Below are 26,731 nucleotides of genomic sequence, written 5' to 3'. Positions count from 1 at the left end.
GTCGGAGGATTTTATGACAAACCGACAGTCGGTTGACGCCAGCATTTGCGTGTCGGTTCACGTTATCGCAGAATGCCGGGATTTTAAGCTTGACGCTGCTGCACGGCCTGTTATGGAAACCGTTGCTGTCATCGTGTGTGACTTGCCCGAGGGGGGGCAATCGATGAAACGCCAACCGGATTTACTATGGATTTTGGTTATTTTGTTCGGTTTGGGCGTTGTGACCACCGGTTATGCGCAGAGCTTATGGGCCAACAAGACCGATGCCCCGATCGAGATTGCCCAACAGCCGCAACCCTTCAAGCGCTGAATCCGTCCCGGCGTCGCTGAGCCAGCGTACGTCTATCGGGCGCAGTACCATCCCTGATCAGTCACGGTGCCCTGTAGCGGCACATCCCAGCTGGCCTGATCCAGTCTCGCGACCTTCTGACATTCATGGGCCAGCCCCAGCAGCTTCGGCTTGCGCCAGCTCTTGCGCCGCGCCAGGTAAGCCAGGCTGCGGTCGTAGAAGCCGCCGCCCATTCCCAGGCGTCCACCGTCTTCGTCAAATCCCACCAAGGGCAGGAGCACCAGATCCAGCGCCCAGACCTTGCGTTGGCGTGCGACGTTGATCCTGGGTTCGAGGATGCGAAAGCGGTTGGGGCGCAGTTTTTCTCCGGGCCGTACACGCTGGAAGACCATCTTGGTCCGTGGCCAGGCACTGAGCACAGGCAGGTACGTGGCCTTGCCCCGGCGTTGCGCGGCACGTAGCAGCAGGCGCGGATCGATCTCTCCGTCAGTGGGCAGGTACAGGGACAGGTGTCGGGCTCGGCGAAACACTGGATTCTGCGCCAGCTGGCGGTACAGCCCGCTGGCGGCCTGGCGTTGCTGGGCAGGTGTCAGGGAGCGACGGGCTTTACGCAGCATGCGTCGAAGTTGCGGGCGGGAAAGCGGCGCAGGTTCGGTCATGGAGGAGGCTATGGAGAGTCGGACATGGCAGAACAGCCTACCCGGAAAAACCAATGCCAGCATGGATAACTGGCATTGGCTGAGAATTCAGGCTCCCCAGGCGAACCGCTGTCGACTTAGCCCTTGAACCCGAAAGTTCAAGGCGGAAGATGCAGCAGGCTTTAAGGCTTTCCGTCTAGCGGACATGCACACCAGCCCAACGTGCAACTTCCAGGGTAGTGCGAATCGGCTCAGGGACATCGCCAACTGGCAAGCACCCCAGGGAGTGGCGGGAGTATACCGCAACCGCTGTCAGGAATCAGCCTTGCTTGCGTCCGAATCGGTGGCCAGGACCAGGTCGACGCGCTCCAGAAGATCGCGCACTTGTTCGCGAGTGGTGGCGCTGGCCTGCACATCCGGACGCTCCTGGCGGTGCAGCAGATCGTGGGTGATGTTCAGCGCGGCCATGACCGCGATGCGATCGGCACCGATGACTTTGCCGCTGCTACGGATCTCGCGCATCTTGCCGTCCAGGTAACGGGCTGCGCTCACCAGATTGCTGCGCTCTTCCTGGGGGCAGATGATCGAATACTCTTTGTCGAGGATCTGCACGGTAACGCTATTGCTTGAACTCATGAGTCTTGCTCCAGGGCCTTGAGGCGCGAAATCATCGATTCGACCTTACGCCGGGCGATTTCGTTTTTTTCAATGAGGTGCGCGCGTTCCTCGCGCCAGGTCTTTTCCTGAGCTAATAAGAGTGCGTTTTGACTCTTTAGTTGCTCGACCCGGGTAATAAGCAGTTCGAGTCTGGCCATCAGTGCGTGCAGGTCGGTGTCTTCCATTGTGTCCCACTGAAGTTGGTCTGATGAGTGGCAACTGGCTGGGCAGCGCCTGGACGGCCCGATCAGTCCTGGCGCATCGGGTGCTGTCGGTCGGCAATCTGTCCGTCGCCCCAGGCCCCGCGGACCGCTGTAACGGGGCGCAAGGCGCAACGCGGCGCTGGCAATGAATGATGACACGCCCTACGATACAAGGCCTTCATTCTAGACATTGCGCCGCTTGGCGCCTAGCTGCCCATGCCCATTCAGAATTCCCCGTACAACGCCTTCGCCACCCTGCTCAGCAGCAGCGGTCATCCTGTTTCTCCTGCCGAATTGCACGGCCTGTTGCTGGGCCGTAGCTGCGCTGGCGCCGGCTTCGAGGTCGACGGCTGGCTGGTGGACGCTTCCGAGCTGCTCGAAGGCGAGCCACAAGAAAATGTGCGCAACGCCCTGATCGGCCTGCAGGAAATGGTCAAGGGCGAGCTCACCAGCGACGACATGACCGTGGTCCTGCTGCTGCCCAGCGACGACGCGCCATTGACCGAACGTGCCGCGGCCCTGGGCCAGTGGTGCCAGGGTTTCCTCGCCGGTTTCGGCCTCAACTCCCGTGACAGCAGCGCCCTGAGCGTCGAGGCCACGGAAGTGTTGCAGGACCTTGCAGCCATCGCTCAGGTACAGGATGCGCTGGAAGAGTCCGACGACGGTGAAAGCGACTACATGGAAGTGATGGAGTACCTGCGGGTCGCGCCATTGCTGCTGTTCACCGAAACCAACAAGACCGTTGCACCGGCTGCCAAGCCTTCTCTGCACTGACTGACAGGGAACTGCATCTGCCCATGATTCATATCCCTAGAGCGGAATACAGCCGTCGCCGCAAGGCGCTCATGGCGCAGATGGAGCCCAACAGCATCGCGATCCTGCCGGCGGCGGCCGTGGCCATTCGCAACCGCGATGTGGAGCACGTCTACCGCCAGGACAGCGATTTCCAATACCTCAGCGGTTTTCCCGAGCCCCAGGCCGTGATCGTGCTGATGCCCGGTCGCGAGCATGGCGAGTACGTGCTGTTCTGCCGTGAGCGCAATGCCGAGCGGGAGCTGTGGGATGGCCTGCGGGCTGGCCAGGAAGGCGCGATCCGTGACTACGGTGCGGACGATGCGTTTCCCATCACTGATATCGACGACATTCTCCCGGGGCTGATCGAAGGTCGTGACCGGGTCTATTCGGCCATGGGCAGCAACCCCGAGTTCGATCGCCACCTGATGGACTGGATCAACGTGATCCGCTCTAAAGCGCACCTCGGCGCCCAGCCGCCGAACGAATTCGTTGCCCTGGATCATCTGCTGCACGACATGCGCCTGTATAAATCGGCGGCGGAAGTGAAGGTGATGCGCGAAGCCGCACGGATTTCCGCCCAGGCCCATATCCGGGCCATGCAGGCCAGTCGCCCCGGATTGCACGAGTTCAGTCTGGAAGCCGAGCTGGACTACGAGTTCCGCAAGGGCGGGGCGAAGATGCCGGCTTATGGTTCCATCGTCGCGGCCGGGCGCAACAGCTGCATCCTGCACTACCAACAGAATGACGCCCTGCTCAAGGACGGTGATCTGGTGTTGATCGACGCCGGTTGTGAAATCGACTGCTATGCCAGTGATATCACCCGGACCTGGCCGGTCAACGGTAAGTTCTCGCCCGAGCAGAAGGCGATCTACGAACTGGTGCTGGCGGCCCAGGAAGCGGCGTTTGCCGAGATCGCCCCGAACAAGCACTGGAACCAGGCCCATGAGGCAACGGTCCGGGTGATCACCGCCGGTCTGGTGAAGTTGGGTCTGTTGGAAGGCGCAGTCGACGAGCTGATTGCCAGTGAGGCTTACAAGACGTTTTACATGCACCGCGCCGGGCACTGGCTGGGCATGGATGTACACGATGTCGGCGAATACAAGGTCGGCGGCGAGTGGCGGGTGTTGGAGGTCGGCATGGCGCTGACCGTGGAGCCGGGCATCTACATCTCCCCGGACAACCAGCAAGTGGCGAAGAAGTGGCGCGGCATTGGCGTGCGCATCGAGGACGACGTGGTAGTGACCAAGCAGGGCTGTGAAATTCTGACAAGCGGCGTGCCGAAAAGCGTCGCCGAGATCGAGGCGCTGATGGCAGCAGCCCGAGTTCAGGCCTCATGAGCCGGGTCAATCTGGCCATCATCGGTGGCGGCCTGGTCGGCGCAAGCCTGGCCCTGGCCCTGCAGGCCGGAGCCAAGGCCCGGGGCTGGAAGATCGTGCTGATCGAACCCTTCGCCCCCGGCGACAGCTTCCAGCCCAGCTACGATGCGCGTTCTTCGGCACTGTCCTTTGGCGCCCGACAGATCTACCAGCGCCTGGGCTTGTGGCAAGCGATCTCCCGGCGCGCCGAGCCGATCAAGCAGATTCATGTGTCCGACCGTGGGCGGTTTTCCACTGCGCGCCTGTCGGCCATGGAAGAAGGGGTTCCGGCCCTGGGTTATGTGGTGGAAAACGCCTGGCTCGGTCAATGCCTTTGGCAAGGACTGGACAAGGACGTGATCAGCTGGCGCTGTCCGGCGGAGGTCACTCGCCTGGAGCCTCTGGAAGGCGGTTATCGCCTGACCCTGAATGACGAAACCACACTGGAATGCGACCTCGCGGTGCTCGCCGACGGTGGCCGCTCCGGCCTGCGCGAACAATTGGGTATCGGGGTCAAGAATCGCCCCTATAACCAGAGCGCGCTGATTGCCAACATCACCCCCAGCGAAGCCCACAACGGCATGGCCTTCGAGCGCTTCACCGATGACGGGCCGATGGCGTTGCTGCCATTGCCGGAAAATCGCTGCGCGCTGATCTGGACCCGCCAGGGCATGGACGCTCAGCGTCTGGCCGACCTGGATGACCGGAGTTTCCTCAGTGAGTTGCAGGGCGTGTTCGGTTACCGCCTGGGCACCTTGAAACAAGTGGGGGCGCGGCATTTGTATCCGCTGTCCCTGGTAGAAGCCGAAGAGCAGGTGCGCTCCCATCTGGTGGTGCTGGGCAATGCCGCCCACAGCCTGCATCCGATTGCCGGACAGGGCTTCAACCTGTCGCTGCGTGATGCCCAGGCCCTGGCGGATGCCTTGCTGGCCAGCGAGCAGCTGCCGGGCGATTTTGCCGTGCTGCAGGCTTATCGCGAGCGCCAGCGCCTGGACCAGAGCCTGACTGTGGGTTTCTCCGATCAGGTCACGCGGCTGTTCGGCAGCAAGCTGCCGCTGCTGTCGGTGGGGCGCAATCTTGGCTTGCTCGGACTGGACCTGCTGCCCCCGGCCAAGCGCTGGTTCGCGCGCCAGGCCATGGGCCTGGGCACTCGTCCGGATGCGTGAGTGGCTGACTCGACGTGTCGGCAAGGCACGCTTGCTGCGCTGGGTGATGAACCTGTATCCGCCCTATCTGGGGGCAGGTGTGCGGATTCGCCAGATCAGCGCGGATTTCCGCGAAGTCCAGGTCTCCATGGGGCTGGGCTGGTACAACCGCAACTATGTCGGCACCCAGTTCGGTGGCAGCCTGTATTCGATGGTGGACCCGTTTTTCATGCTGATGCTGATGGAGAACCTGGGACGCGACTACATCGTCTGGGACAAGGCCGCGGCCATCGACTTCATCGCCCCGGGCAAGGGGCCGGTGTTTGCTCGGTTCAGCATTGACCAGGCGCTGCTCGACGAAGTGCGCCAGCAGACCGCAACGGGCGAGAAGTACCTGCCGCAGTTGCAGGTAGAGATTCATGACGACTCCGGCACCCTGGTGGCGCGGGTCGATAAAACCCTTTATGTGCGGCTCAAGCCGCAAGCGAGACAGGCCTAAAGCATGGAAATGCGCGCAGATGTGCTGATTGTCGGAGCCGGAATGGTCGGCAGTGCCTTGGCGTTGGCGTTGCAGGGCAGCGGCCTGGAAGTGCTGCTGCTCGATGGCGGCTCCCTGAGTGTCAAACCCTTCGACGCCGAGTCACCGTTCGAACCCCGGGTCAGTGCCTTGTCGGCCGCCAGCCAGCGGATTCTGCAGCGCCTTGGCGCCTGGGACGGTATTGCCGCACGGCGCAGCAGCCCCTACTGCGACATGCAGGTCTGGGATGGCAGCGGCACCGGGCAGATCCACTTCTCGGCCTCCAGCGTGCATGCCGAGGTGTTGGGGCATATCGTCGAGAACCGCGTGGTTCAGGATGCCTTGCTTGAGCGTTTGCACGAGTGCGACATCGGTTTGTTGGCCAATGCCCGCCTGGAGCAGATGCGCCGCTCCGGCGATGACTGGTTGCTGACCCTGGCGGACGGCCGGGTCCTGCGGGCACCCCTGGTCATCGCCGCCGATGGCGCCAACTCGGCCGTGCGTCGCCTGGCCGGCTGCGCCACCCGGGAATGGGATTACCTGCATCACGCCATCGTCACCAGTGTGCGCAGCAGCCAGCCCCATCAATTGACCGCCTGGCAGCGATTCACCGACACCGGCCCGTTGGCGTTTCTGCCATTGGTACGGGACGGGCAGCACGACTGGTGCTCCATCGTCTGGTCCACCACGCCCACCGAGGCCGAGCGCTTGATGGCCCTGGATGACGCCGCGTTTTGCGCTGAGCTGGAGCGCGCCTTCGAAGGTCGCCTGGGCACAGTGCTCAGCGCCGACCCTCGGCTTTGCGTGCCGCTCCGCCAGCGCCACGCCAAGCGCTACGTGGCCGAAGGCCTGGCCCTGATCGGCGACGCCGCCCATACCATTCATCCGCTGGCGGGACAGGGGGTCAACCTGGGTTTCCTCGATGCCGCGGTGCTGGCCGAAGTGCTGCTGCAAGCGGCCAGCCGTGGCGAGCGCTTGGCCGAGGTCAAGGTACTGAGCCGTTTCGAGCGTCGGCGCATGCCCCACAACCTGGCGCTGATGGCGGCCATGGAAGGCTTCGAGCGGCTGTTCCAGGCCGATCCGTTGCCGCTGCGCTGGCTGCGCAACACTGGCCTGAAGATGGTCGACCAGATGCCCGAGGCCAAGGCGCTGTTCGTGCGTCAGGCACTGGGCCTGAGCGGCGATCTACCGGAGCTGGCCCAAGCGTAGGCGCCGGCTGGCCGGCGAAGCTTCCTGGCGGACGACCCTACGCAACATCTGGTAACGCCTCGACGCCAGGTTCGGTTGAGAAGGCAAATGGGAGTCCTTATCATTTCGCCTCATTTTATAATCGAGAGACTGCTCCCATGTTGGCACCGAAGCGTCTACTGACCGCCCTGGCACTCACTTTCATCGGCACCGCCGCCCATGCTGCCGATGAAGTCGTGGTCTACTCCTCGCGTATCGATGAGCTGATCAAGCCGGTGTTCGATGCCTACACCCAGAAGACCGGGGTGAAGATCAAGTTCATCACCGACAAGGAAGCGCCGCTGATGCAGCGGATCAAGGCCGAGGGCGAAAACGCCACCGCCGACCTGCTGCTCACCGTGGACGCCGGCAACCTCTGGCAGGCCGAGCAGATGGGCATCCTGCAACCGTTCACCTCCAAGGTCATCGACAGCAACATCCCTCTGCAATACCGCTCTTCCAACCACGCCTGGACCGGCCTGAGCCTGCGGGCGCGGACCCTGGCCTACTCCACCGAGCGGGTCAAACCTTCCGAACTGACCACCTATGAGGCCCTGGCCGACAAGCAGTGGGAAGGCCGTCTGTGCCTGCGTAGCGCGAAGAAGGTCTACAACCAGTCGCTGACTGCCACCCTGATCGAAACCCACGGCGCGGCGAAGACCGAAGAGATCATCAAGGGCTGGGTCAACAACCTGTCCACCGATGTGTTCTCCGATGACATCGCGGTGCTGGATGCGATCAACGCCGGCCAATGCGACGTTGGCATCGTCAACACCTACTATTACGGCCGCCTGCACAAGCAGAAGCCCGACCTGGCGGTAAAACTGTTCTGGCCGAACCAGGGCGATCGCGGGGTGCACGTCAACCTGTCGGGTATTGGCCTGACCAAGTACGCGCCGCATCCGGAGGCGGCCAAGGCGCTGGTGGAGTGGATGACCACGCCTGAAGCGCAGAAGATCTTTGCCGACGTCAACCAGGAGTTCCCGGCCAACCCGGCGGTGGCGCCTTCTGCGGAAGTGGCCAGCTGGGGCAAGTTCGTGGCCGATACCCTGCCGGTTGAGATCGCCGGCAAGCGCCAGGCCGAGGCCATTCGCTTGATGGACCGCGCTGGCTGGAACTGAGACTGCCGTTATACTGCGCCCCGCTTTTGCGGGGCGTTTTGTTTAACGGCCTGCCATAGGAGCGGGCTTGCCCGCGATGGCGCCGCCGCTTCCCCTTGTACGTTCCACCTGCCCGAGAGTTCTTTGTGGCCCATCCTGCCCAACGTCGCTGGTATCCCCTGGTCTTCGCCGTAGCGGCCCTGGTCCTGTTGCCGCTGAGTGTGCTGCTGCTGTCCTGGCAGGCCGTCGACCAGCAGATCTGGTCCCACCTGTGGGACACGCAGATGCCGCGTCTGTTGAGCAACACCCTGACCCTGGTGTTCGGGGTCGGCGTTGGCGTCACGCTGCTGGGGGTGAGCCTGGCCTGGCTCACCAGCCTCTGCGAGTTTCCCGGGCGGCGCTGGCTGGATTGGGCGCTGATGCTGCCCTTCGCGATCCCGGCCTATGTACTGGCCTTTGTCTTCGTCGGCCTGCTGGATTTTTCCGGACCGGTGCAAAGTCTGCTGCGGGAATGGTTCGGCACAGGCTTGCGGCTACCGAGAGTGCGCTCCACCGGCGGCGTGATCCTGGTGCTGGTGCTGGTGTTCTATCCCTACGTCTACCTGTTGGCACGCAACGCTTTCCTGGCCCAGGGCAAAGGGTTGATGGAGGCCGCTCGGGTGCTTGGGCAGTCGCCCTGGCAGGCTTTTTGGCGCGTGGCGCTGCCGATGGCGCGGCCGGCCATCGGCGCTGGGGTCGCCCTGGCACTGATGGAGACCCTGGCGGATTTCGGCGCGGTGTCGGTGTTCAACTTCGACACCTTCACTACCGCTATCTACAAGACCTGGTACGGGTTTTTCAGTCTATCCAGTGCCGCGCAACTGGCCAGCCTGTTGCTACTGGCGGTGATGCTGGTGCTGTACGGCGAGCGACGCGCCCGCGGCGCCAGTCGCACCGGCAACGAACGGCCCCGGGGCAAGGCGCTGTACCACCTGTCTGGGCTCAAGGCCATGGCGGCTACGGGCTGGTGCCTGCTGGTATTTGCCTGTGCCTTCGTGATCCCGCTGCTGCAATTGCTGGTGTGGTTCTGGCAGCGCGGGCGCTTCGACCTGGATGAGCGCTATGCCGGGCTGATTGTCCACACCCTGTACCTGGGAGGCATGGCGGCGCTGATCACCGTCAGCGTGGCTTTGCTGCTGGCATTCGCCCGACGCTTGGCGCCGACCCGAGGCATCCGCGCCGGGGTTAGCCTGGCCAATCTCGGTTACGCCTTGCCCGGCTCGGTGCTGGCGGTATCGATCATGCTGGCCTTCAGCTATCTGGACCGGGAACTGGTGATTCCGTTGTCCGGCTGGTTGGGCGGGCCCGGCAAGCCGCTGTTGCTGGGTAGCCTGTCCGCCTTGTTGCTGGCCTACCTGGTGCGTTTTATCGCGGTGGCCTACGGACCGCTGGAAAACAGCCTGGAACGGATTCGCCCGTCGCTGCCCGAAGCCGCGCGCAGCCTGGGGGTGGGTGGGCCGCGACTGTTTTTCAAAGTGTATCTACCGCTGTTGCTGCCCGGGACCCTGAGCGCGGCCTTGCTGGTGTTCGTCGATGTGCTCAAGGAAATGCCCGCCACCTTGCTGATGCGCCCGTTCGGCTGGGACACGCTGGCGGTGCGGATCTTCGAGATGACCAGCGAAGGGGAGTGGGCCCGGGCCTCGTTGCCGGCGCTGACCCTGGTGCTGGTGGGGCTGCTGCCGGTGATTGGCCTGATTCGTCGCTCGGCCCATCGAATCGGTTAGGTGCCAGCCTTCCACCTTGCGGCTACAATGCGCGGCATTCGGTGCGGCCTGTTGTTTGGCCGGGACGCTGAAATCGGCTGCAAGCCATCTATTTCAAGGCTTTCACCCTAGCAGCGCCAGTCCGCACCCTCGCCACGCCCGGAAGGAGAAACCCATGGGACAGCGTACGCCTCTGTATGACCTGCATCTCGCCCTCGGCGCGAAAATGGTCGATTTTGGCGGTTGGGATATGCCTTTGCATTACGGCTCGCAGGTCGAGGAGCACCATCAGGTGCGACGTGATTGCGGTGTGTTCGATGTATCGCACATGACCGTGATCGATGTCAGCGGCGCCCAGGCCAAGGCCTGGCTCCAGCACTTGCTGGCCAATGATGTCGAACGTTTGCAGCACCCTGGCCAGGCCTTGTACAGCACCATGCTCAATGAGCGCGGCGGCATCGTCGACGACATGATCGTCTACCGCCTCGAGGACGCTTATCGCCTCGCGCTCAACGCCGCCACCCGGGATCAGGACCTGGCCTGGATGCAGGCGCAGTTGGGTGAGTTCCAGGTGCAACTGCGCGAGCGACCGGAGCTGGCCATGCTGGCGATCCAGGGACCTCAGGCCCGGCACAAGATCGCCGAGCTGGTGACCCAGTCCCGTGGCGCCCTGATTCAACAGCTCAAGCCTTTCGAAGCCGGCACCGACGGTGACTGGTTCATCGCCCGCACCGGTTACACCGGTGAGGATGGACTGGAAATCGTCCTGCCCGCCGATCAGGCGCCGGCCTTTTTCAACGATCTGGTGGGAGCGGGGATCTCGCCCATCGGCCTGGGCGCCCGGGATACCCTGCGCCTGGAAGCCGGCATGAACCTCTACGGCCAGGATATTCACCAGGATGTTTCGCCCTTGGCGGCGAACATGGCCTGGAGCATTGCCTGGGAGCCGTCGTCACGCAAATTCATCGGTCGTACCGCTCTGGAGGCTGAGCGAGCGTCCGGGGTGAAGCAGAAACTGGTGGGGTTGGTACTGGAAGAGCGTGGGGTTTTGCGCGCGCATCAAGTGGTTCGCATCGCCGATGTTGGCGAAGGTGAGATCACCAGTGGTAGTTTCTCCCCTACGCTGAGTAAATCGATCGCACTGGCGCGGGTGCCGATGGCCACCGCTGACCGTGCCGAAGTGGAAATCCGCGGCAAGTGGTACCCGGTCCGGGTGGTCAAACCGACCTTCGTGCGCCACGGCAAGACCTTGATCTAACTATTTCCAGCCGGCATTGCGCCGCTGACACTTCTTTTTGAGGACACAGAACATGAGCGATATCCCTGCCCACCTGCGTTTTGCCGATAGTCACGAATGGGCCCGTCTGGAAGCTGACGGCAGTGTGACCGTGGGTATTAGCGACCACGCCCAGGAAGCCTTGGGCGATGTGGTATTCGTCGAGCTGACGGAAGTTGGCAACGTGTTTGGCGCAGGGGACCAGGCGGGCGTGGTGGAATCGGTCAAGGCCGCTTCCGACATCTATGCCCCGGTGGCCGGTGAAGTGATCGCCGTCAACGAAGAGCTGAGCGCCAGCCCCGAGCTGCTCAACAGCGACCCCTACGGCGCCTGGATCTTCAAGCTCAAGCCAAGCAACCCGGCCGATCTGGAGAAACTGCTGGACGCCGCCGGCTACAAGGCCGCCATCGGCGAGTAAGTCGCTCCTGCAAGCAGGCCCGCTCCCGTTGTGCAGGAGCGAGCTTGCTCGCGAAGGCCCTTTAAGCCTGCAACACCTCTTTCACCGCCGCCACCGCACGTTCCACGTCGGCCTTGCTCATGGCAGTGAACATCGGCAACGAGACGATCAACCGACCGACCCGTTCCGCCACCGGGAACATTCCCTCCTTGAAGCCGCGCTCGCGGTACAGGCTCAGCAAGTGAATCGGCGGATAGTGATAGCCGATGCCGATGCCCCGTTCCTGCATCTGCTCCATGAAGACGGCGCGAGCCGGCTTGCCGTCCTTGCGCTCCGGCAGTACCAGCTGGAACAGGTGCCAGTTGCTGTTGCTGAAGTCCGCCGGCGGTAGTTGGGCGCCATAGCGAGTTTCGAAGTCGCTGCCAAAGCACTCGAAGTAATGTCGGGCCAGCTCGCGGCGGTGGGCGGTGATTGCCTCGATATGGGCAAACTGCCCCAGGCCGATGGCAGCGGCGACGTCGGTCATGTTGAACTTGCCCCCCAGTACATCCACATCCAGACCGTCGAAGCCGTTGCGGGTGACCCCTTGCAGGCGGTACTTCTCGGCCAGGCGCACTTCTTCAGGGGTATTGAGTACCAGGCAGCCGCCCTCGGAGGAGGTGACGTTCTTGTTGGCCTGGAAGCTGAAGGACACGAAGTCGCCACCGGCGCCGATGCGTTGGCCATTCCAGCTGGAACCCAGGGCCTGGGCCGCGTCTTCCACCAACCGCAGGTCGTGTTTCTTGGCCAGGGCGTACAGGCGAGTCATGTCCACCGGCAAGCCGGCCAGGAACACCGGGATGATGGCTTTGGTGCGTGGCGTAATAGCAGCTTCCACCTGGGCCAGGTCGATGTTGCGGGTGATCGGATCAATGTCGGCGAACACCGGCGTGGCACCCACTTCGAGAATCACGTTGGCGGTGGCCACCCAGGAAATCGGCGTGGTGATGACTTCATCTCCAGGGCCGATGCCGGCGATGCGCAAGGCGATCTCCATGGTGCAGGTGCCGGAGTTGAAGGTACGCACGGTGCGTCCGCCGAAGAACTCCGAGAGCTGGGCTTCGAACGCCTGGACCTTGGGGCCGCTGGTGATCCAGCCCGAACGCAGCACTTCGCCGACGGCGGCGATGGTGGATTCATCGATGGTGGGTTTGGAGAACGGCAGGAAAGGCGGTTGGCTCATGACGATGGGGCACCCGATAAGCGGACGATGAGAGCAGGGGTTGCGGCGCACCGGGGCTGGCGCGCGGACGCCCTGCATGATGGTACCGATTGCCTCGGGATGCCAGCGCGTCGACGCGCAGAATCGGCTGCTATGCTGCTTGGCACCCTGTTGCACCGACGCTGAGCGCCGCTTATCGGAGAGAGCCTGCCATGTCCCCGTCGCCATCCCTGAGCCAGTTACGCGAGCCCAACGCATTTCTCCACCGGCACCTGGGGCCCGATGCCGAGGAGCAGCAGGCGATGCTCGCCAGCCTCGGGCTGGGGAGTCGGATCGAGCTGATCGAGCAGACGGTGCCGCCGGGCATCCGCCTCAATCGCGCCCTGGACCTGCCACCGGCGCTGGATGAGCAGGCGGCCCTGGTCAAGCTCAAGGGGTATGCCGCGCAGAATCAGGTCTGGACCAGCCTGATCGGCATGGGTTACCACGGCACCCTGACGCCGACGGTGATCCTGCGCAACGTGTTGGAAAACCCCGGTTGGTACACCGCCTACACGCCCTACCAACCGGAAATCGCCCAGGGCCGACTCGAAGCCCTGCTGAATTTCCAGCAGATGACCATCGACCTCACCGGCCTCGATCTTGCCAACGCCTCCTTGCTGGACGAGGCCACCGCAGCGGCCGAAGCCATGGCCCTGGCCAAGCGCGTGGCCAAGTCCAGGAGCAATCTGTTTTTTGTCGATGAACACTGCCATCCCCAGACCATCTCCGTGGTGCGCACCCGGGCCGAGGGGTTCGGTTTCGAGGTGATGGTCGATGCTGTGGATAACTTGCCCGCGCATCAGGTGTTTGGCGCGCTGTTGCAGTATCCGGATACCCACGGCGAGATCCGCGACCTGCGGCCGTTGATCGATCAGTTGCATGCCCAGCAGGCCCTGGCCTGTGTGGCCACCGATCTGCTCAGCCTGTTGGTACTGACCCCGCCCGGCGAGCTGGGGGCCGATGTGGTCCTGGGCTCCTCCCAGCGCTTCGGCGTGCCCATGGGCTACGGCGGTCCTCATGCAGCGTTTTTCGCTTGTCGCGACGAGTACAAGCGGGCGATGCCCGGGCGCATCATCGGCGTGTCCAAGGATGCCCGGGGGCAGGTGGCCTTGCGCATGGCCCTGCAAACCCGCGAGCAGCATATCCGTCGCGAGAAGGCCAACTCCAACATCTGCACCGCCCAGGTGTTGTTGGCCAACATCGCCAGCTTCTATGCGGTCTATCACGGTCCGGCTGGCCTCAAGCGCATTGCCCAGCGGGTGCATCGATTGACCTGCATCCTCGCTGCGGGCCTTGAGCGCCACGGCATAACGCGGGTCAACCGGCACTTTTTCGACACCCTGACCCTGGAGGTGGGCGGCAGCCAGACCGCGATCATCGAGAGCGCCAAGGCGCTGCAGATCAACCTGCGGATTCTCGGCCGTGGCCAGTTGGGCCTGAGCCTCGATGAAACCTGTGACGAAACCACCGTGGCCCGGCTGCTGGACGTGTTTCTCGGCGCGGACCATGGATTGGACGTCGCCGAACTGGATGCCGAGGTGCTGGCCTCGGGTCTTCCTGACAGCCTGTTGCGCCGCAGCCCCTACCTGACCCATCCGGTGTTCAGCGCCCATCACAGCGAAACCCAGATGCTGCGCTACCTCAAACAACTGGAGAACAAGGACCTGGCGCTCAACCAGTCGATGATCCCCTTGGGCTCCTGCACCATGAAGCTCAATGCCAGCAGCGAGATGATCCCCATCACCTGGCCGGAATTCGCCAACCTGCACCCTTTTGCTCCGCGGGAGCAGGCCGTCGGCTACACCTTGATGATCGAGGAACTGGAGCGTTGGTTGTGCGCCATCACCGGCTTCGATGCCATCTGCATGCAGCCCAACTCCGGTGCCCAGGGCGAATACGCGGGGTTGCTGGCCATTCGTCGTTACCACGAGAGCCGCCAGCAAGGCGGGCGGCACATTTGCCTGATACCGGCCTCGGCCCATGGCACCAACCCGGCCTCGGCACAAATGGCCGGGATGCAGGTGGTGATCGTCGAATGCGATGAGGCCGGCAACGTCGACCTGGAGGATCTGACGGCCAAGGCCCAGGCCGCCGGTGATCGGCTGTCCTGCCTGATGGCCACTTACCCCTCGACCCATGGCGTCTATGAAGAGGGCATCAGCCAGATCTGTGAAGTTATCCACAGCCACGGCGGCCAGGTGTACATGGACGGCGCCAACCTCAATGCCCAGGTGGGCCTGACTCGGCCTGCGGACATCGGCGCCGATGTCTCGCACATGAACCTGCACAAGACGTTCTGCATTCCCCATGGCGGCGGTGGGCCGGGGATGGGGCCGATCGGCGTGCGAGCCCATCTGGCGCCCTTTGTCGCCAATCACCCGGTGGTGCCCATCGACGGGCCGCTTGCAGAGAATGGCGCGGTCAGCGCGGCGCCCTGGGGCAGCGCCAGTATCCTGCCCATCAGCTGGATGTACATCGCTCTGATGGGGCCGCAACTGGCGGATGCCAGCGAGGTGGCGATCCTCGCCGCCAACTACCTGGCCGCCCAGCTCAGCGGCGCCTTCCCGGTGCTCTATAGCGGGCGTAATGGCCGAGTGGCCCATGAATGCATCCTCGACCTGCGGCCGCTCAAGGCGCTGACCGGGATTACCGAAGAGGATGTGGCCAAGCGTCTGATGGATTACGGCTTTCATGCCCCGACCATGTCCTTCCCGGTGCCGGGCACGCTGATGGTGGAACCCACCGAAAGCGAGTCCAAGGCTGAGCTGGACCGCTTTGTCGAGGCCATGCTGAGCATTCGTGCCGAGATCGCCCAGGTCCAGGAGGGCAATTGGCCGGCCGAGGACAATCCGCTCAAGGGCGCGCCCCATACCCTGGCGGACATCACCGGGATCTGGGAGCGGCCCTACAGCATCGAGCAGGCGGTGCTGCCCAGTGGTCATGCCCGGGCCCACAAGTACTGGCCTGCGGTGAACCGGGTGGACAACGTCTACGGCGATCGCAACCTGTTCTGCGCCTGCGTCCCGGTGCAGGCCTATCGCTGAACTCGCCTCAGTAGGGGTGGCGTAGCCGCGTCGGACGACTGCCTTGGGTGTTGCGCCGGGATGCTTGAGTGTCCAGAGGATAGAGGTGCAGCAGCTCTTCTTCGATGACCTGGTTGCTCAGGCCCAGTTCCAGTTCCGGGCAGTCCAGGTCCAGCCAGTCGCCGTGTTGCAACTGCAGTTCGCTCTCGCGCCGGCAGGCACTGTGGAACACGTAGTGGACCATGCCCGGTTGCAGGAACTGCTCATGCTGTTCGAGGAAGGCCTGGGAGTATTTGCGGATCGCCCACCAGTTCTGCAGATCGAGACGATAGCTGAGGTAGGACAACTGCACGCCCTGGCGTTCAACCCGTACATTGAGTGACAGGCTGCTCTGCAACTCGCCGAGGATCAGCGCCGGAGTGATGGCGCACTGGCGCAGGCGTGATTGTGCGCAGGAACTGGCGTCCTGGCGGCTGAGCAGCGGGTCATGGATGTCATGGCCCAGGCTGAAGCCGACAAAGCGCAGTTGCTTGAAGTGGTCCACCAGATACACGCAGAACACGCCTGGCTGACTGCAAATGCTCAGGGCGTGATACGGGATCATCAGCGCCTCGCCGTCGGTCTTGAGCAGGCTGCCGTTGCCCTTGTAGAACCAGCCCTGGCGGGTGTTCGGGGTGTTCAGGCTGACCTCGCTGACCTGGGCCAGCAGGCTGTCGCTGGGTTTGAGTGGCGGACGCAGCGGCCCTTGCGGGTGTCCCTCGGGAGACCTTTGCGGATGGGCTGGCAGGCTGCGCAGGTACTCGCGCCAATCCAGGTGCCGGCGGGCGCAGAAATGCAGGGTTTCGTATAACCCACCGTGTTCGGACAGGGCATGCATGCTGCGACCATTGTGAAAGTCGAACAGCCCGATGGCGCGCTGTTCCTTGTGGCAGACATCCAGCAACAGCAGGTAATCGTCCATGATTCTCTAGTCCTTCAGGGGCAAGGGGGCGGGGAGAATGGCCAGCGGCTCGGGGGCTCGCGTCCGGCGAGGTTCGAGGGCACTTTCCTTGAGCAGAAATGACATCAGCAAGCCGATCAGGCTGCCGCTCAGGGCCACGTACAGGATCGACGGCAGGCCGAAATGGCTGGCGGCAAACCCGGCCACGGCCGGGGACAGCCCGCCCCCGAGAATTTCGCCGAAACCCACGACAATCCCGGTCGCCGTCGGTAGCAGGGCCGGGGTCACGGATTCACTGGTCAGCGGGCCGACCGTCATGCAGATCAGGCTGAAATTGAAAAACGACAGCAGGAACAACAGCAGAAACAGCAGCCAGGGAATCGCCGGGCTGACGATCAGCAGGCCCACCAGGGTGCTGCTGGTCATGAAGCAGGCCGATACCACCGGTTTGCGTCCGAGGCGGTCGGACATTCCGGGAATGATCAATTGGCCGATGAAACCGCCCAGGCCGATAGCCGAAATGACAAAGGCCATGGACAGGGTTTCCAGGTGCAGGTGGTCGGTTAGGTAACTGGGCAGCATGGCGCAGAGCACGAACTGACAGGTGAGGATGCAGAACATGATCAGGATGTTCAGGCTGACGTTGCCGCTCTTGAACGCCGCCAGCCAGTTGCGCCCGGCGCTGCCGGGCAGGCCCGCGGTGGAGGGCGCCGGCAACGGCCGGTAGACCTTCCACAGGTAGCCGGCCAGTAGCAGGCCCGGCAGGGAAATGATGGCGAACACCGCCCGCCACGAGCCGGAAAGCTGCAGCAGGTAGGCGGCGATCAGTGGCCCCAGGCACAGGCCGAGAATCGGGAACAGCGCCTGCTGGATACCCAGGTTCAGCCCGCGTCGGTCAGGGCGCGAGACTTCGTTGGTGACAATGATGCTGGTCGGGGTGAAGGCGCCTTCGCAGATGCCCATCAACCCGCGCAGGATCACCAGCCCCAGCACGCCGGTGGCCAGCGCGGAGAAGCCGGACAGCAGCGACAGCACGGCAATCGAGGCCACCAGCACGCGGCGGGTGCCCAGGCGTTCGATCACGCCGCCCATGCCCAGGGCGGACAGCCCCCAGGTGAAGGCCAGCGCGGCGGACAGGTAGCCCAGGTCCTGATAGTCCAGTTGCAGGTCGTGCATGATCACCGGAAACAGCGGCAGGATGATGAAGCGATCCAGCCCCACCAGCCCGAAACTCAGTGACAGCAACAGCACCATGGATCTTTCGTAACGGCTGTCGGCAGCCGTGGTTGGTATTCCAGCGTTCATCGCTCTGCTTCCTTGAAAACCATGAACCCGGCGCGGCGCGCCGTGAGGGTGCGGCCTGACGTTGCCTTACAGCCCGGCAACGTCAGGTCGGACAGACGCAGGTTTTCCCGTCAGGCGGTCCACTCACCGACGGCCATTTCCGCAGTGAAGCCTGGGCCGAAGGCTGCCAGCAGGCCGATATCGCCTCGATTCAGGTTGGAATCGAACTGCCGCTTGAGCACGTCGAACACCACCACGCTGGCGATGTTGCCGGCTTCCGAGAGGCTGCTGCGCGATTGCGAGACCCGGTTCGAGGCCAGGTCCAGGTGCATCACCAACTCGTCGAGGATCTTGCGTCCCCCGGTGTGGAAGATGAAGAAGTCGTTGTGCGCGCAGTTCTGTTCGAACGTCTCGTAGTTGAGCTTCTCCATCACCGGCGCCACGTCCTTGATGGAATTCATCACCGCCTTGTCCAGGGTGAAGTGGAAGCCGGTGTCCTTCACGTCATATTTGATGTAGTGCTCGCTCTTGGGCAGGAAGAACGACTCGGTCTTCTTGATCTTGAAACCGCCAGCCTGGTCGTCGGCGCGCAGCACGCAGGCCGACACCGCATCGCCGAACAGCGCCGCGGAGATGAAGGCATGCAACTTGGTGTCGTCTGGCTGATAGCACAGCGAAGAGAACTCCAGGGATACGATCAGCACATGGTTGCGAGCATCGAGCCGGGCGAAATCGTTGGCCCGGTTGATGGCCGCGGCACCGGCCACGCAGCCCAGCTGGGCGATGGGCAGTTGCACGGTGGAATTGGGCAGGCCGAGGTCGTTGATCAGGTGCGCGGTCAGCGACGGCATCATGAAACCGGTGCAGGAGGTGACGATCACCATGCGGATGTCGCTGATCTGCAACCCGGCATTCTCGATGGCCTGGCGCGCCGCCGCCGACGACATCTGCCGGGCTTCACGCTCATAGACGATGCTGCGGTGGGTGAAGCCGGTGTGTACCGCCAGTTCGTCGATCGGCAGCACCAGATGGCGCTCGTTGACTTCTGTGTTGGCGATCATGCGCTTGGCCAAGGCCATGCGCGGATGGTCGGCATGCAGGTTTTCCAGGTGATCAACCATCTGTTGCTGGGTGATCTTGTGTTGCGGAAACATGACGTGTGGGAGGCAAAGAGTAGACATGATGGGTCCTTGGCTCTAAGTAAGCCAATAAGTTAAGGGGTGGGGAAAGTCCCCGTTCATAGGCACAGGAATATGTAGGCCCTAAAGGAAATCAGGACCTTAAGGCAACTTCGAGGCGCGAAGCGGCCGTTGATGTAACTTTTAAGTTGGATTTTATTTTAATGGCTAACTTCAAGGTGCCTTATATAAAGGCACCTTGAATAACAACTTATATATCCAGTACGAACTTATAAGCGTATTGCCAGGCCAAGTTGCTTTCGCGCACATGCTTGCGAATCACCATGCGCACTGGCGCGCCGACTTTCAGCTGCTGTGGATCGCAGACATCGACGATCTCCGAGGCAATCACCAGGCCGTCATCCAGGCGCACCATGGCCATGACGCGCGGCACGGTTTCGCCATAACCCATGGCGGCCAGGACCGGGTTTTCGGCGTGGGCCATGACTTCGATCTTGCCCGTGCGCTTGCAGCGGTAAGGCTTCACGCTCAGGGAATTGCAGGCGCCGCAGACGGTGCGCCTTGGGAAGAAGATCTCGTTGCACTCTTCGCACTGGCTGCCTTCGAGGCGGTACTTGCCGCCATGCTCGCGCCATTCGCGGAGCATGCTGGCGGTGGTCATTCTGTGGATCTGTTCTGGGTACATGGACATGGTCCGGGCTCCTTAGTCGTTCGAGAGGACAATCACTGAGTTGTGCGCCGCATAACCGCCAAGGTTCTGCGACACGCCGATGCGTGCGCCCTTGACCTGGTTGTCGGATTCGCCCCTCAGTTGCCGGAACAGCTCGGTGATGTGCAGGATGCCGTCGCAGCCCGAGGCGTGGCCGCGGCCGATGTTGCCGCCGTCGGTGTTCAGTGGCAGTTGGCCGTCCAGGGCGATGCCGCCTTCGAGTACGAAGTCGCCGGCCTGGCCCTTGCCGCAGATGCCCATGGATTCCATCTGGATCAGCCCGGCGCCGAGCAGGTCGTAGACCTGTGCCACGTCGATGTCCTTGGCGGTGATCCCGGCTTTCTTGTAGGCAATTTCCGCGCAGGCGATGGAGTTGGCCGAGACGGCCATGCCCACGTCCTTGGGCAGGCCCGGGTGATGCAGGGTCGGATTGTGGAAGCGTGTGCCGAAGTAGTGTGAGACCCCGGTGTAGGCGCAGCCGCGCACGAACACCGGCTTGTCGGTGTACTTGTGGGCCAGGTGTTCGGCCACCAGGATGGCGCAGCCGCTGGCTTCGCCCCAGGCCAGCATCGAACCGCAGGCTTCGCTGTTCTTCAGCGCTTCCAGGGTGGGAATCGGCTGGCCATAGCGGGTGGCGGTCGGGGTGTTGTGGGCATAGACACGCATCTGCCGGCCAAATGTGGCCAGTACATCAGCCTCGCGACCGGCGTAGCCGAACTTCTGGAAGTACTCGGCGGTGGCCAGGGCGAAGGCGTCAGTGTGGGAGATGCCGAGGAAGTAATCGTATTCACATTCAGTGCTGGAGCCGATGTACTCGGCGTAGTTGAAGTGATCGGTCATCTTCTCGAAACCGCCGCACAGGACGATGTCGTACTCACCGGACGCGACCATCTGGTGACCCATCTGGAACGACACCGAGCTGCTGGTGCAGTTGGCGGTGCTCATGAAGGTCGGCGCCGGGCTGATGCCCAGGGCGTCGGAAATGGTCGGCCCCAGGCCGCCATATTCGGAAATGCCTTCACCGTGATAACCATAGGCGACCCCCTGGATTTCCCGGGGGTGCATCTTGGCGTCCTTGAGGGCTTTATAGGCGGACTCGACGATCATTTCCTTGAACGTCTGCCGAACTCGTGAACTTCCGGGCTTCGGCGTATAGGCGGCCGAAACGATTGCAACACGACGTGCGCACATGTACATGCTCCTTGCGTAGACAGGCGTAATCAGAGGTAGGCGGTCAGGGCGTAGTCAGCCCGCAGGTACTTGAACTCGTACTTGATGGAGGTGCCGTAATCGACATAGGTCTTGGCTTCGAGCAGTTCGCGTAGGGGCGTGTTGTGCTTCTGGTACTGCTCGATGGCGTCGGTGACGGTCAGGGCAATGGCGTCACTGCCGGCCCCGAAACCATAGGACACCATGAGGATCTTCTGCCCCGGACGGGCCTGGTCCAGTACGTTGATCAGGCCGAGCAGCGGGCTGGCGGCGCCAGTGTCACCCACATCGCCGGCGTAGATCCCCGGTTCGATCTGCTTGGTGTTGAAGCCCAGGTGCTTGCCCAGGGAATAGGGCGTGGACACCAGGTTCTGCTGGAACACCACGTAGTCATAGTCGGCGGCGCTGGTACGCAGCTTGGCCATCAGGCCCTCGGCAGCGCGGCGGGTCTGATCTTCCAGGCCGATGCTGTTCTTGTCCGAGCCCAGGCCCATCCCGGAACGAATGTAGCGATCACCCTGGGGTCGGATGTTGTCGGCGATATCGGCGGCGCAGGAAAAACTGCCGTCAAACTCGGCGATGACGTTCTGATTGCCGATCAGCAGGGCGGCAGCGCCGGCTCCAGCATAGGACTCGGTCAGGTCGCCCGGCGCGGTGTTGCGGTTGATGGTGTCGGCGCCGATGGCCAGGGCACTGCCGGTCATGCCGGAGGCCACCAGGGCCTGGCAGATCTGCAGGGCGGAGGTGCCGGACTTGCCGGCAAACTGCACGTCGGCGCAATAGGCGTCGTAACCGCTGCCGAGCATTTCCAGGATGATCGAAGCCGAGGCTCGCGAGTCGTAGGGGTTGGTGCAGGTGCCCAGGTACAGGGCTTCGAGCTCATGGCCGGGGACTTTATCCAGGGCCCGTTGCGCCGCCAGCACACCGAGGGTGATGACATCTTCATCCGGCTGCAGCACGGCTCTTTCAGTGACGCCGAGGTTTTCCTCGACCAGCTTGAGCTCGGTGTTTTTCCAGACGTTGATCACGTCCTGGACTTTGAGGCGGCATACTGGAATACCCGCGCCATAGCTGACAATGCCTACTTTTTTCACGTTCATTTTCCTCTTGATTCCATTCTTTTTGAGAAAACTGGGTCGTGCCTGCTCAGAAGCACCCTTGAAACATACGGAAAACAATTTTGCTGCCTGTCTCGTGGCGACACCGCATAAACCGGCGGCCTAGAGGAGGGGGACAGCAGACTCCGAATAGGGGAAAACCCACTCGAAAGCTGTTTTTCTTAACCTCTCTATGCTATGATACGGAACGTTTCGTTTAGTAATAATTTCAGACGATCTAGTCTCTTTTTGGGAAGCGGGCCGCAGCCTCGAATCCGAGGAACTCGCAATTGCAGGGCCTGATTTACTCAACCCTAATGAGATGCTTTAAAAACTAGATAGATCGGTACAAGAAGTTCATGATTCTTTCAAGAATGAAACGAAACGGACCGTTTCATTTCGATTCGGAGGAATCCTATACCCTGCGTTGCGTTTGTCAAGCGCCCTGCCTGGAGATTTTTTATTGTGGCTCGTACCCCATCTCGCAGCTCCATCGGCTCGTTGCGAAGTCCCCATACCCATAAAGCCATCCTCAGTTCCACCATCGAAATCCTTAAGGAATGCGGTTATTCCGGGCTTAGTATCGAGTCCGTCGCACGCCGGGCGGGTGCCAGCAAGCCAACGATCTATCGGTGGTGGTCGAACAAGGCGGCATTGATCGCGGAAGTTTATGAAAACGAGAGTGAACAGGTCAGAAAATTTCCTGATCTCGGCTCGTTCAAGGCTGATCTCGACTTTTTGCTACACAATCTCTGGAAAGTCTGGCGAGAAACCATATGCGGAGAGGCTTTCCGCTGTGTCATCGCTGAAGCGCAGTTGGATCCAGCAACATTGACCCAGCTCAAGGATCAATTCATGGAGCGCAGAAGGGAGTTGCCGAAAAAGCTGGTGGAAAATGCCATCAGCAATGGCGAGCTCCCCAAGGACACCAACCGCGAATTGCTGCTGGATATGATTTTTGGTTTTTGCTGGTATCGGTTGCTGACCGAGCAGTTGACCGCGGAACAGGACATTGAGGAGTTCACTTCTCTGCTGATCAACGGTGTTTGTCCTGATACGCCACGTTGATCCATTGCCAGCCATTAAGCCCTTGAGTTGTGCGGGCTTAATGGCTGTTGTTTCAGGCTGAAGTCGCGCCGAACTCCCGATACAGGTCCGGCAGGAAGCTGGCCAGATGATTGAACTCGCACATATCGTGCACGGCAAATTCATAGGCCAGGGTTTCCAGCTCGGCTTCGCCAAAGCCACTTTCCTTGAGCAGCGCCGATGCTTTTTCAGCTCCGGGAAAGCGGGCCATCGATGGGTGCGACCCGACCCAGTAACGGCTGGTCAGGTACATGCCGCCCGGCACCTCCTTGAACAGATGCACCATCAATGACACCGGCACCTCTGGGTGATCGGCCAGGCTCATCAAGGCACTGACGCTGCCGTCGATTTTCGCTTCGCGATACAGATCAGGGTCAAGGCCCAGGCTGGCTGGTTCCTGAAAATCGATGTGCAAGTGCATCAGGCGATCGCCGACATACTCCGATGCGCAGAAAGTGTTGCCATATAGCCGCTCCTCGAAGCTCAAGGACTCGTCGCTCAGGCGCTGATCGTTCACGCAGGGGTTGCTGACATGGGCATAGGGGAACCACAGGGTATAGCGCTCCGATTCCGCCGGGTGCCACATGAACCACCACTTGAACATCTGTGCGGTGCAGCCGGGGAAGAACTTGCGGCTTTGCACATAAGCCATCGGCCCTGGTAGCAGGGCGTAGCCGGCCTCCTCACTGACGAAGTCCGGGTCGAGCAGACGATTGATGTCCTCGACGCTTGGGGTCAGGGTATCTTTCAGGTCCATCGGGCCTTGTTGGATCTTGCGTACAGCGGACAGCGGCACGCGCATTTCCGAGCGGAAATACTTGGCGTAGGGCTTGTTCCGGATGGCCACCTGGTTACGCAGGAAGAGCTTCTGCATGGGCAGTGAGAAGTAGGTGAAGGGAGTCATGATGCGCGCTTCCATGCTGATATCCTTTGGCGTGAATTGACGAGTAGCCGCCACGTTCGTGCAATCCGCTCGCGGAGTTGAACGAGAAACTGGCGCTTTGTAGCTAAGCAGTCCATAAACAAAAGTCAAATTTGAATTTAACTTAGTGAGAGCGTCTATGGTCGTTTCCGCTTCCCCGCCGCCTGCTGCGGCCCGTGCGCCGCGTCAGGATGGCCAGGCAACTCGCCAGCAGATCCTGGAAACGGCTGGCCAGCTCTTTGCCGAGCTGGGGTACGCCAACACCACCAGCAAGCAGATTTGCGAAAACTCCAAGGCCAACAACGCCTCGGTCAACTATCACTTCGAGAACAAGGACGGCCTGTACCGGGCGGTGCTGCGCGAAGCTCACGATCGCCTGGTGCGGATCGAGACCATGATCAGCCTGAGCGAGAGCCAGGACAGTGCCGAAGATAAGCTGCGGGCGATCATCACTGTGCTGATCGAGGGGCTGAACAATCAGCGCGAGGGCTGGGCACTGAAAGTGCTGACCCGCGAGCTGCTGTCGCCCTCGTCGGTGCTGCCGGCGGTCCTGGAGGAACAGGCGTTCCCCAAGGCGAAGATCGTGCGCACCATTCTCGGCCAAATCATGCACCTGTCGCCGGAAGACCCGGCCACGTTGCGCAGTGCCGTCAGTGTGTTCGCGCCCTGCCTGTTCCTGCTGATCGCCCATCAGCCGTTGGCGCGCAATGTACTGCCCGGCCTGGAGCTGGACCCGCCGGCCCTGATAGAGCACATGATGAGCTATGCCCTGGCTGGCCTGGCGGCGGTGGCCCGGGCTTCTGGCAGAGCCTAGCGTGTCATTCGGGCGAAAAAAAACGCCGACCCTGAGGTCGGCGTTTTCTGTCAGCCATCCCTGGGACGATCCTTACTCCTGTGCGACGGCGTTCTTCGCCAGGATCGCGTTGGCCAGTTCCATGTCAGTGGCCTTGAGGCCGGGATTGTCGGCGCGGACTTTCTGCATGGCGGCTTCCAGGTACGGGCCGCGAATGCTGCCTTCGCTGGCGACGAAGCTGCCGGCGTCGTCCTGGGCGGCGACGATCAGCTTGTGATCCTTGAAGGTCAGGTAAGTGGAGCCGGTGGTGGCGCCGGAGGAAATGACGTTACGCCAGAAGGTGTCGGCCATTGCCGAACCAACGGGAAGAGAAAGCAGGGCAAGGGTGGCGACAGCTATTTTCAGACGCATGATGGGTGACTCCAACTGGGGGTTATCTGCACCGTTTGATTCTAGATACCCCAGCTGAGTTCCGTGACCCATCAGTCAAGGTTTTCGACCAGCAGAATGGCGCCTTCCTGGCCAATCACGCGCACCCGGGCACCCACAGGCGCGTCGGCGCCCTTGGCGATCCACACCCCATCGGCGACCTTGATCCGGCCACGGCCGTCAACGATCGCCTGATGCACCACGAAGGTCTTGCCGACCAGCTCCTGCCCGCGCAGGTTCAGGTTTGGCTGGTCGCTGGGGCGCACCACACTGCGTTGGCGATGCCACCAGTACAGGGCGGTCAGCACCGATAGCAGGCCGAACAGGAGGAACTGCACCTCCCAGGTCAGGCCGGGAATCAGAAAGGTCAGGACCCCTACGGTGGCAGCCGCCAGGCCGATCCACAGCAGGTAGCCACCGGCACCGAACACTTCGAGAATCAGCAATACGGTGCCCAGGGCCAGCCAGTCCCAGAACGATAGGGCGTACAGGAATGCCAACATGGATCGGGCCTCAGACCTTCTTGCCGTCGAACGTGGCCTTGACGATTTCGCCAATGCCGCCCACGGCGCCTATCACCTGGCTGGCCTCCAGTGGCATCAGGATCACCTTGCTGTTGTTGGCCGACGCCAGTTTGCCCAGGGCATCGATGTACTTTTGCGCGACGAAGTAGTTGATCGCCTGGACGTTGCCGCTGGCGATCGCCTCGGATACCACCTGGGTCGCCCGGGCCTCGGCTTCGGCCTGGCGCTCCCTGGCTTCGGACTCAAGGAAGGCTGCCTGACGTTCACCCTCGGCTTCCAGAATCTGCGCCTGCTTCTTGCCTTCGGCGGTCAGAATGGCCGCTGCCCGCAGGCCTTCGGCTTCGAGGATCTGGGCGCGCTTGACCCGTTCGGCCTTCATCTGCCCGGACATGGCCGCCATCAGGTCGGCAGGCGGGCTGATGTCCTTGATCTCGATACGGGTGATCTTGATCCCCCAGGGCGCGGTGGCTTCGTCAACGGTTCGCAGCAGTTTCTCGTTGATGCCGTCACGTTGGCTAAGCATCGCATCCAGCTCCATGGAGCCGAGCACCGTACGGATATTGGTCTGCAACAGGTTGCGGATGGCGTGCTCAAGGTTGTTGACCTCGTAGGCCGCCTGGGCGGTGTTGACCACCTGGAAGAAGCACACGGCGTCGATCTGCACTGTGGCGTTGTCGGCGGTGATGACTTCCTGAGGGGGAATGTCCAGCACGCTTTCCATGACGTTGATCTTGCGACCGATGCGGTCCATCACCGGAATGATGATGTTCAGCCCCGGCTTGAGGGTGTTGGTGTAGCGACCAAAGCGCTCCACTGTCCACTGGTAGCCTTGGGGCACGACCTTGAACCCCATGAACACCAGGGCCACCGCGAGGCCGACAAAAAGTAACAGTACGCTTCCGATCTGCATAACATTCACCTGTTCAGTCATTGCTCAAGGGGCTTGAGGAGCACGAGTGTACGGCGGCGCCCGGCCCCGCGCCGGGATACCT

Annotated in this window: 27 protein-coding genes and 1 other RNA gene; 13 read left to right on the top strand and 15 right to left on the bottom strand. The window is 62.1% G+C overall.

The window, feature by feature from the left end; translation table 11 throughout:
- Nucleotides 1-13: 13 nt before the first annotated feature.
- Complete coding sequence (locus WIN67_RS29605; RefSeq protein ID WP_102862188.1) at nt 14-310, top strand: hypothetical protein; 297 nt, start codon at nt 14-16, stop codon at nt 308-310.
- A gap of 32 nt (nt 311-342) precedes the next feature.
- On the opposite strand, the gene WIN67_RS29600 is transcribed toward WIN67_RS29605, so the two are convergent.
- From WIN67_RS29600 to WIN67_RS29585, 4 genes are all read right to left on the bottom strand, one after another.
- The gene (locus tag WIN67_RS29600) at nt 343-948 is read right to left on the bottom strand and encodes a 5-formyltetrahydrofolate cyclo-ligase (RefSeq protein ID WP_102881235.1); all 606 of its coding nucleotides are present in this window, start codon (nt 946-948) and stop codon (nt 343-345) included.
- Between the two features lie 89 nt (nt 949-1,037).
- Nucleotides 1,038-1,216: non-coding RNA, 6S RNA (gene ssrS, locus WIN67_RS29595), on the bottom strand.
- A 23-nt stretch (nt 1,217-1,239) separates the two neighbouring features.
- Entirely contained in the window at nt 1,240-1,563 is a 324-nt protein-coding gene (locus WIN67_RS29590; RefSeq protein WP_016962902.1) for a cell division protein ZapA, read from the bottom strand.
- A complete protein-coding gene (locus WIN67_RS29585; protein ID WP_011064144.1) occupies nt 1,560-1,769 on the bottom strand; it encodes a TIGR02449 family protein in 210 nt (69 codons plus the stop codon). Before WIN67_RS29585 ends, WIN67_RS29590 begins: the two co-directional genes overlap by 4 nt.
- A gap of 234 nt (nt 1,770-2,003) precedes the next feature.
- Here WIN67_RS29585 and WIN67_RS29580 point away from each other — a divergent pair, with 234 nt between their 5' ends.
- The 9 genes from WIN67_RS29580 (at nt 2,004) to gcvH (ending at nt 11,362) form a co-directional block, all read left to right on the top strand.
- Nucleotides 2,004-2,561 carry a YecA family protein gene (locus WIN67_RS29580; RefSeq protein WP_102862186.1) on the top strand — a complete coding sequence of 186 codons (558 nt, stop codon included), beginning with the start codon at nt 2,004-2,006 and terminating at the stop codon, nt 2,559-2,561.
- 23 nt (nt 2,562-2,584) lie between these two features.
- Complete coding sequence (pepP, locus tag WIN67_RS29575; RefSeq protein ID WP_102862185.1) at nt 2,585-3,919, top strand: Xaa-Pro aminopeptidase; 1,335 nt, start codon at nt 2,585-2,587, stop codon at nt 3,917-3,919.
- Complete coding sequence (gene ubiH / locus WIN67_RS29570; RefSeq protein ID WP_102862184.1) at nt 3,916-5,103, top strand: 2-octaprenyl-6-methoxyphenyl hydroxylase; 1,188 nt, start codon at nt 3,916-3,918, stop codon at nt 5,101-5,103. The genes pepP and ubiH overlap by 4 nt, the downstream gene beginning before the upstream one ends.
- Complete coding sequence (locus WIN67_RS29565; protein WP_339070398.1) at nt 5,096-5,581, top strand: DUF4442 domain-containing protein; 486 nt, start codon at nt 5,096-5,098, stop codon at nt 5,579-5,581. The genes ubiH and WIN67_RS29565 overlap by 8 nt, the downstream gene beginning before the upstream one ends.
- A 9-nt stretch (nt 5,582-5,590) precedes the next feature.
- Complete coding sequence (locus WIN67_RS29560; protein WP_170001849.1) at nt 5,591-6,808, top strand: 2-octaprenyl-3-methyl-6-methoxy-1,4-benzoquinol hydroxylase; 1,218 nt, start codon at nt 5,591-5,593, stop codon at nt 6,806-6,808.
- Nucleotides 6,809-6,945: 137 nt separating this feature from the next.
- Complete coding sequence (locus WIN67_RS29555) at nt 6,946-7,947, top strand: extracellular solute-binding protein (protein ID WP_102862181.1); 1,002 nt, start codon at nt 6,946-6,948, stop codon at nt 7,945-7,947.
- Nucleotides 7,948-8,072: 125 nt separating this feature from the next.
- Entirely contained in the window at nt 8,073-9,689 is a 1,617-nt protein-coding gene (locus tag WIN67_RS29550; protein WP_339070397.1) for an iron ABC transporter permease, read from the top strand.
- A 154-nt stretch (nt 9,690-9,843) separates the two neighbouring features.
- Nucleotides 9,844-10,926: a glycine cleavage system aminomethyltransferase GcvT gene (gene gcvT, locus WIN67_RS29545; protein WP_102862179.1), complete on the top strand. Its 1,083-nt coding sequence runs from the start codon at nt 9,844-9,846 to the stop codon at nt 10,924-10,926.
- 52 nt (nt 10,927-10,978) lie between these two features.
- Nucleotides 10,979-11,362: a glycine cleavage system protein GcvH gene (gcvH, locus tag WIN67_RS29540; protein ID WP_102881230.1), complete on the top strand. Its 384-nt coding sequence runs from the start codon at nt 10,979-10,981 to the stop codon at nt 11,360-11,362.
- 61 nt (nt 11,363-11,423) lie between these two features.
- Here gcvH and WIN67_RS29535 read toward each other — a convergent pair whose 3' ends face one another.
- Complete coding sequence (locus tag WIN67_RS29535; RefSeq protein WP_339070396.1) at nt 11,424-12,563, bottom strand: DegT/DnrJ/EryC1/StrS aminotransferase family protein; 1,140 nt, start codon at nt 12,561-12,563, stop codon at nt 11,424-11,426.
- 191 nt (nt 12,564-12,754) lie between these two features.
- Between WIN67_RS29535 and gcvP the strand changes: the two genes are divergently transcribed.
- A complete protein-coding gene (gene gcvP, locus WIN67_RS29530; protein WP_339070395.1) occupies nt 12,755-15,628 on the top strand; it encodes an aminomethyl-transferring glycine dehydrogenase in 2,874 nt (957 codons plus the stop codon).
- A gap of 7 nt (nt 15,629-15,635) precedes the next feature.
- Here the strand turns inward: gcvP and WIN67_RS29525 are convergent, their stop codons facing one another.
- The 6 genes from WIN67_RS29525 to WIN67_RS29500 form a co-directional block, all read right to left on the bottom strand.
- Nucleotides 15,636-16,568, bottom strand: coding sequence for a fumarylacetoacetate hydrolase (locus WIN67_RS29525; protein ID WP_317070552.1), 933 nt, complete (start codon nt 16,566-16,568; stop codon nt 15,636-15,638).
- 6 nt (nt 16,569-16,574) lie between these two features.
- Nucleotides 16,575-17,852 carry an MFS transporter gene (locus WIN67_RS29520; protein ID WP_339070394.1) on the bottom strand — a complete coding sequence of 426 codons (1,278 nt, stop codon included), beginning with the start codon at nt 17,850-17,852 and terminating at the stop codon, nt 16,575-16,577.
- Nucleotides 17,853-17,962: 110 nt separating this feature from the next.
- Nucleotides 17,963-19,012, bottom strand: a complete 1,050-nt coding sequence (locus WIN67_RS29515; protein ID WP_102862173.1) for a type III polyketide synthase — start codon at nt 19,010-19,012, stop codon at nt 17,963-17,965.
- A 208-nt stretch (nt 19,013-19,220) separates the two neighbouring features.
- A complete protein-coding gene (locus tag WIN67_RS29510; protein WP_102862172.1) occupies nt 19,221-19,661 on the bottom strand; it encodes a Zn-ribbon domain-containing OB-fold protein in 441 nt (146 codons plus the stop codon).
- 12 nt (nt 19,662-19,673) lie between these two features.
- Nucleotides 19,674-20,870 (bottom strand): thiolase family protein, encoded by a 1,197-nt coding sequence (locus tag WIN67_RS29505; protein WP_016966051.1) that lies wholly within the window; start codon nt 20,868-20,870, stop codon nt 19,674-19,676.
- Between the two features lie 29 nt (nt 20,871-20,899).
- On the bottom strand, nt 20,900-21,988 hold the full coding sequence (locus WIN67_RS29500; protein WP_102862170.1) for a hydroxymethylglutaryl-CoA synthase: 1,089 nt from the start codon (nt 21,986-21,988) through the stop codon (nt 20,900-20,902).
- A gap of 462 nt (nt 21,989-22,450) precedes the next feature.
- Between WIN67_RS29500 and WIN67_RS29495 the strand changes: the two genes are divergently transcribed.
- Nucleotides 22,451-23,053, top strand: coding sequence for a TetR/AcrR family transcriptional regulator (locus WIN67_RS29495; RefSeq protein WP_102881225.1), 603 nt, complete (start codon nt 22,451-22,453; stop codon nt 23,051-23,053).
- Between the two features lie 52 nt (nt 23,054-23,105).
- On the opposite strand, the gene phlG is transcribed toward WIN67_RS29495, so the two are convergent.
- Nucleotides 23,106-23,990, bottom strand: a complete 885-nt coding sequence (phlG, locus tag WIN67_RS29490) for a 2,4-diacetylphloroglucinol hydrolase (RefSeq protein ID WP_339070393.1) — start codon at nt 23,988-23,990, stop codon at nt 23,106-23,108.
- A 142-nt stretch (nt 23,991-24,132) separates the two neighbouring features.
- Here phlG and WIN67_RS29485 point away from each other — a divergent pair, with 142 nt between their 5' ends.
- Nucleotides 24,133-24,807, top strand: coding sequence for a TetR/AcrR family transcriptional regulator (locus WIN67_RS29485; RefSeq protein ID WP_102862167.1), 675 nt, complete (start codon nt 24,133-24,135; stop codon nt 24,805-24,807).
- A gap of 72 nt (nt 24,808-24,879) precedes the next feature.
- Here WIN67_RS29485 and WIN67_RS29480 read toward each other — a convergent pair whose 3' ends face one another.
- The 3 genes from WIN67_RS29480 to WIN67_RS29470 form a co-directional block, all read right to left on the bottom strand.
- Nucleotides 24,880-25,197, bottom strand: a complete 318-nt coding sequence (locus WIN67_RS29480; RefSeq protein WP_016966055.1) for a DUF2388 domain-containing protein — start codon at nt 25,195-25,197, stop codon at nt 24,880-24,882.
- 71 nt (nt 25,198-25,268) lie between these two features.
- Nucleotides 25,269-25,718 carry an NfeD family protein gene (locus tag WIN67_RS29475; protein WP_296415753.1) on the bottom strand — a complete coding sequence of 150 codons (450 nt, stop codon included), beginning with the start codon at nt 25,716-25,718 and terminating at the stop codon, nt 25,269-25,271.
- 10 nt (nt 25,719-25,728) lie between these two features.
- Nucleotides 25,729-26,649 (bottom strand): SPFH domain-containing protein, encoded by a 921-nt coding sequence (locus WIN67_RS29470; protein WP_102862164.1) that lies wholly within the window; start codon nt 26,647-26,649, stop codon nt 25,729-25,731.
- Nucleotides 26,650-26,731 lie beyond the last annotated feature (82 nt).

It is taken from the genome of Pseudomonas idahonensis (assembly GCF_037903935.1).
GTDB lineage: Bacteria > Pseudomonadota > Gammaproteobacteria > Pseudomonadales > Pseudomonadaceae > Aquipseudomonas > Aquipseudomonas danubii.
Note: the sequence above shows the minus strand (reverse complement) of the source record. Positions and strands in the feature narration are given on the sequence as shown.

Bases quoted from the DNA above. Each gene is read 5' to 3' on its own strand.
- WIN67_RS29480 (WP_016966055.1), bottom strand. From the start codon at position 25,197: ATGCGTCTGAAAATAGCTGTCGCCACCCTTGCCCTGCTTTCTCTTCCC.
- WIN67_RS29470 (WP_102862164.1), bottom strand. From the start codon at position 26,649: ATGCAGATCGGAAGCGTACTGTTACTTTTTGTCGGCCTCGCGGTGGCC.
- WIN67_RS29565 (WP_339070398.1), top strand. From the start codon at position 5,096: ATGCGTGAGTGGCTGACTCGACGTGTCGGCAAGGCACGCTTGCTGCGC.
- WIN67_RS29535 (WP_339070396.1), bottom strand. From the start codon at position 12,563: ATGAGCCAACCGCCTTTCCTGCCGTTCTCCAAACCCACCATCGATGAA.
- WIN67_RS29525 (WP_317070552.1), bottom strand. From the start codon at position 16,568: ATGGACGATTACCTGCTGTTGCTGGATGTCTGCCACAAGGAACAGCGC.
- WIN67_RS29560 (WP_170001849.1), top strand. From the start codon at position 5,591: ATGCGCGCAGATGTGCTGATTGTCGGAGCCGGAATGGTCGGCAGTGCC.
- WIN67_RS29585 (WP_011064144.1), bottom strand. From the start codon at position 1,769: ATGGAAGACACCGACCTGCACGCACTGATGGCCAGACTCGAACTGCTT.
- phlG (WP_339070393.1), bottom strand. From the start codon at position 23,990: ATGGAAGCGCGCATCATGACTCCCTTCACCTACTTCTCACTGCCCATG.
- WIN67_RS29580 (WP_102862186.1), top strand. From the start codon at position 2,004: ATGCCCATTCAGAATTCCCCGTACAACGCCTTCGCCACCCTGCTCAGC.
- WIN67_RS29475 (WP_296415753.1), bottom strand. From the start codon at position 25,718: ATGTTGGCATTCCTGTACGCCCTATCGTTCTGGGACTGGCTGGCCCTG.
- WIN67_RS29555 (WP_102862181.1), top strand. From the start codon at position 6,946: ATGTTGGCACCGAAGCGTCTACTGACCGCCCTGGCACTCACTTTCATC.
- gcvP (WP_339070395.1), top strand. From the start codon at position 12,755: ATGTCCCCGTCGCCATCCCTGAGCCAGTTACGCGAGCCCAACGCATTT.
- WIN67_RS29590 (WP_016962902.1), bottom strand. From the start codon at position 1,563: ATGAGTTCAAGCAATAGCGTTACCGTGCAGATCCTCGACAAAGAGTAT.
- WIN67_RS29600 (WP_102881235.1), bottom strand. From the start codon at position 948: ATGACCGAACCTGCGCCGCTTTCCCGCCCGCAACTTCGACGCATGCTG.
- pepP (WP_102862185.1), top strand. From the start codon at position 2,585: ATGATTCATATCCCTAGAGCGGAATACAGCCGTCGCCGCAAGGCGCTC.
- ubiH (WP_102862184.1), top strand. From the start codon at position 3,916: ATGAGCCGGGTCAATCTGGCCATCATCGGTGGCGGCCTGGTCGGCGCA.
- WIN67_RS29605 (WP_102862188.1), top strand. From the start codon at position 14: ATGACAAACCGACAGTCGGTTGACGCCAGCATTTGCGTGTCGGTTCAC.
- gcvT (WP_102862179.1), top strand. From the start codon at position 9,844: ATGGGACAGCGTACGCCTCTGTATGACCTGCATCTCGCCCTCGGCGCG.
- WIN67_RS29500 (WP_102862170.1), bottom strand. From the start codon at position 21,988: ATGAACGTGAAAAAAGTAGGCATTGTCAGCTATGGCGCGGGTATTCCA.
- WIN67_RS29505 (WP_016966051.1), bottom strand. From the start codon at position 20,870: ATGTGCGCACGTCGTGTTGCAATCGTTTCGGCCGCCTATACGCCGAAG.
- WIN67_RS29485 (WP_102862167.1), top strand. From the start codon at position 24,133: ATGGTCGTTTCCGCTTCCCCGCCGCCTGCTGCGGCCCGTGCGCCGCGT.
- WIN67_RS29520 (WP_339070394.1), bottom strand. From the start codon at position 17,852: ATGAACGCTGGAATACCAACCACGGCTGCCGACAGCCGTTACGAAAGA.
- gcvH (WP_102881230.1), top strand. From the start codon at position 10,979: ATGAGCGATATCCCTGCCCACCTGCGTTTTGCCGATAGTCACGAATGG.
- WIN67_RS29515 (WP_102862173.1), bottom strand. From the start codon at position 19,012: ATGTCTACTCTTTGCCTCCCACACGTCATGTTTCCGCAACACAAGATC.
- WIN67_RS29510 (WP_102862172.1), bottom strand. From the start codon at position 19,661: ATGTCCATGTACCCAGAACAGATCCACAGAATGACCACCGCCAGCATG.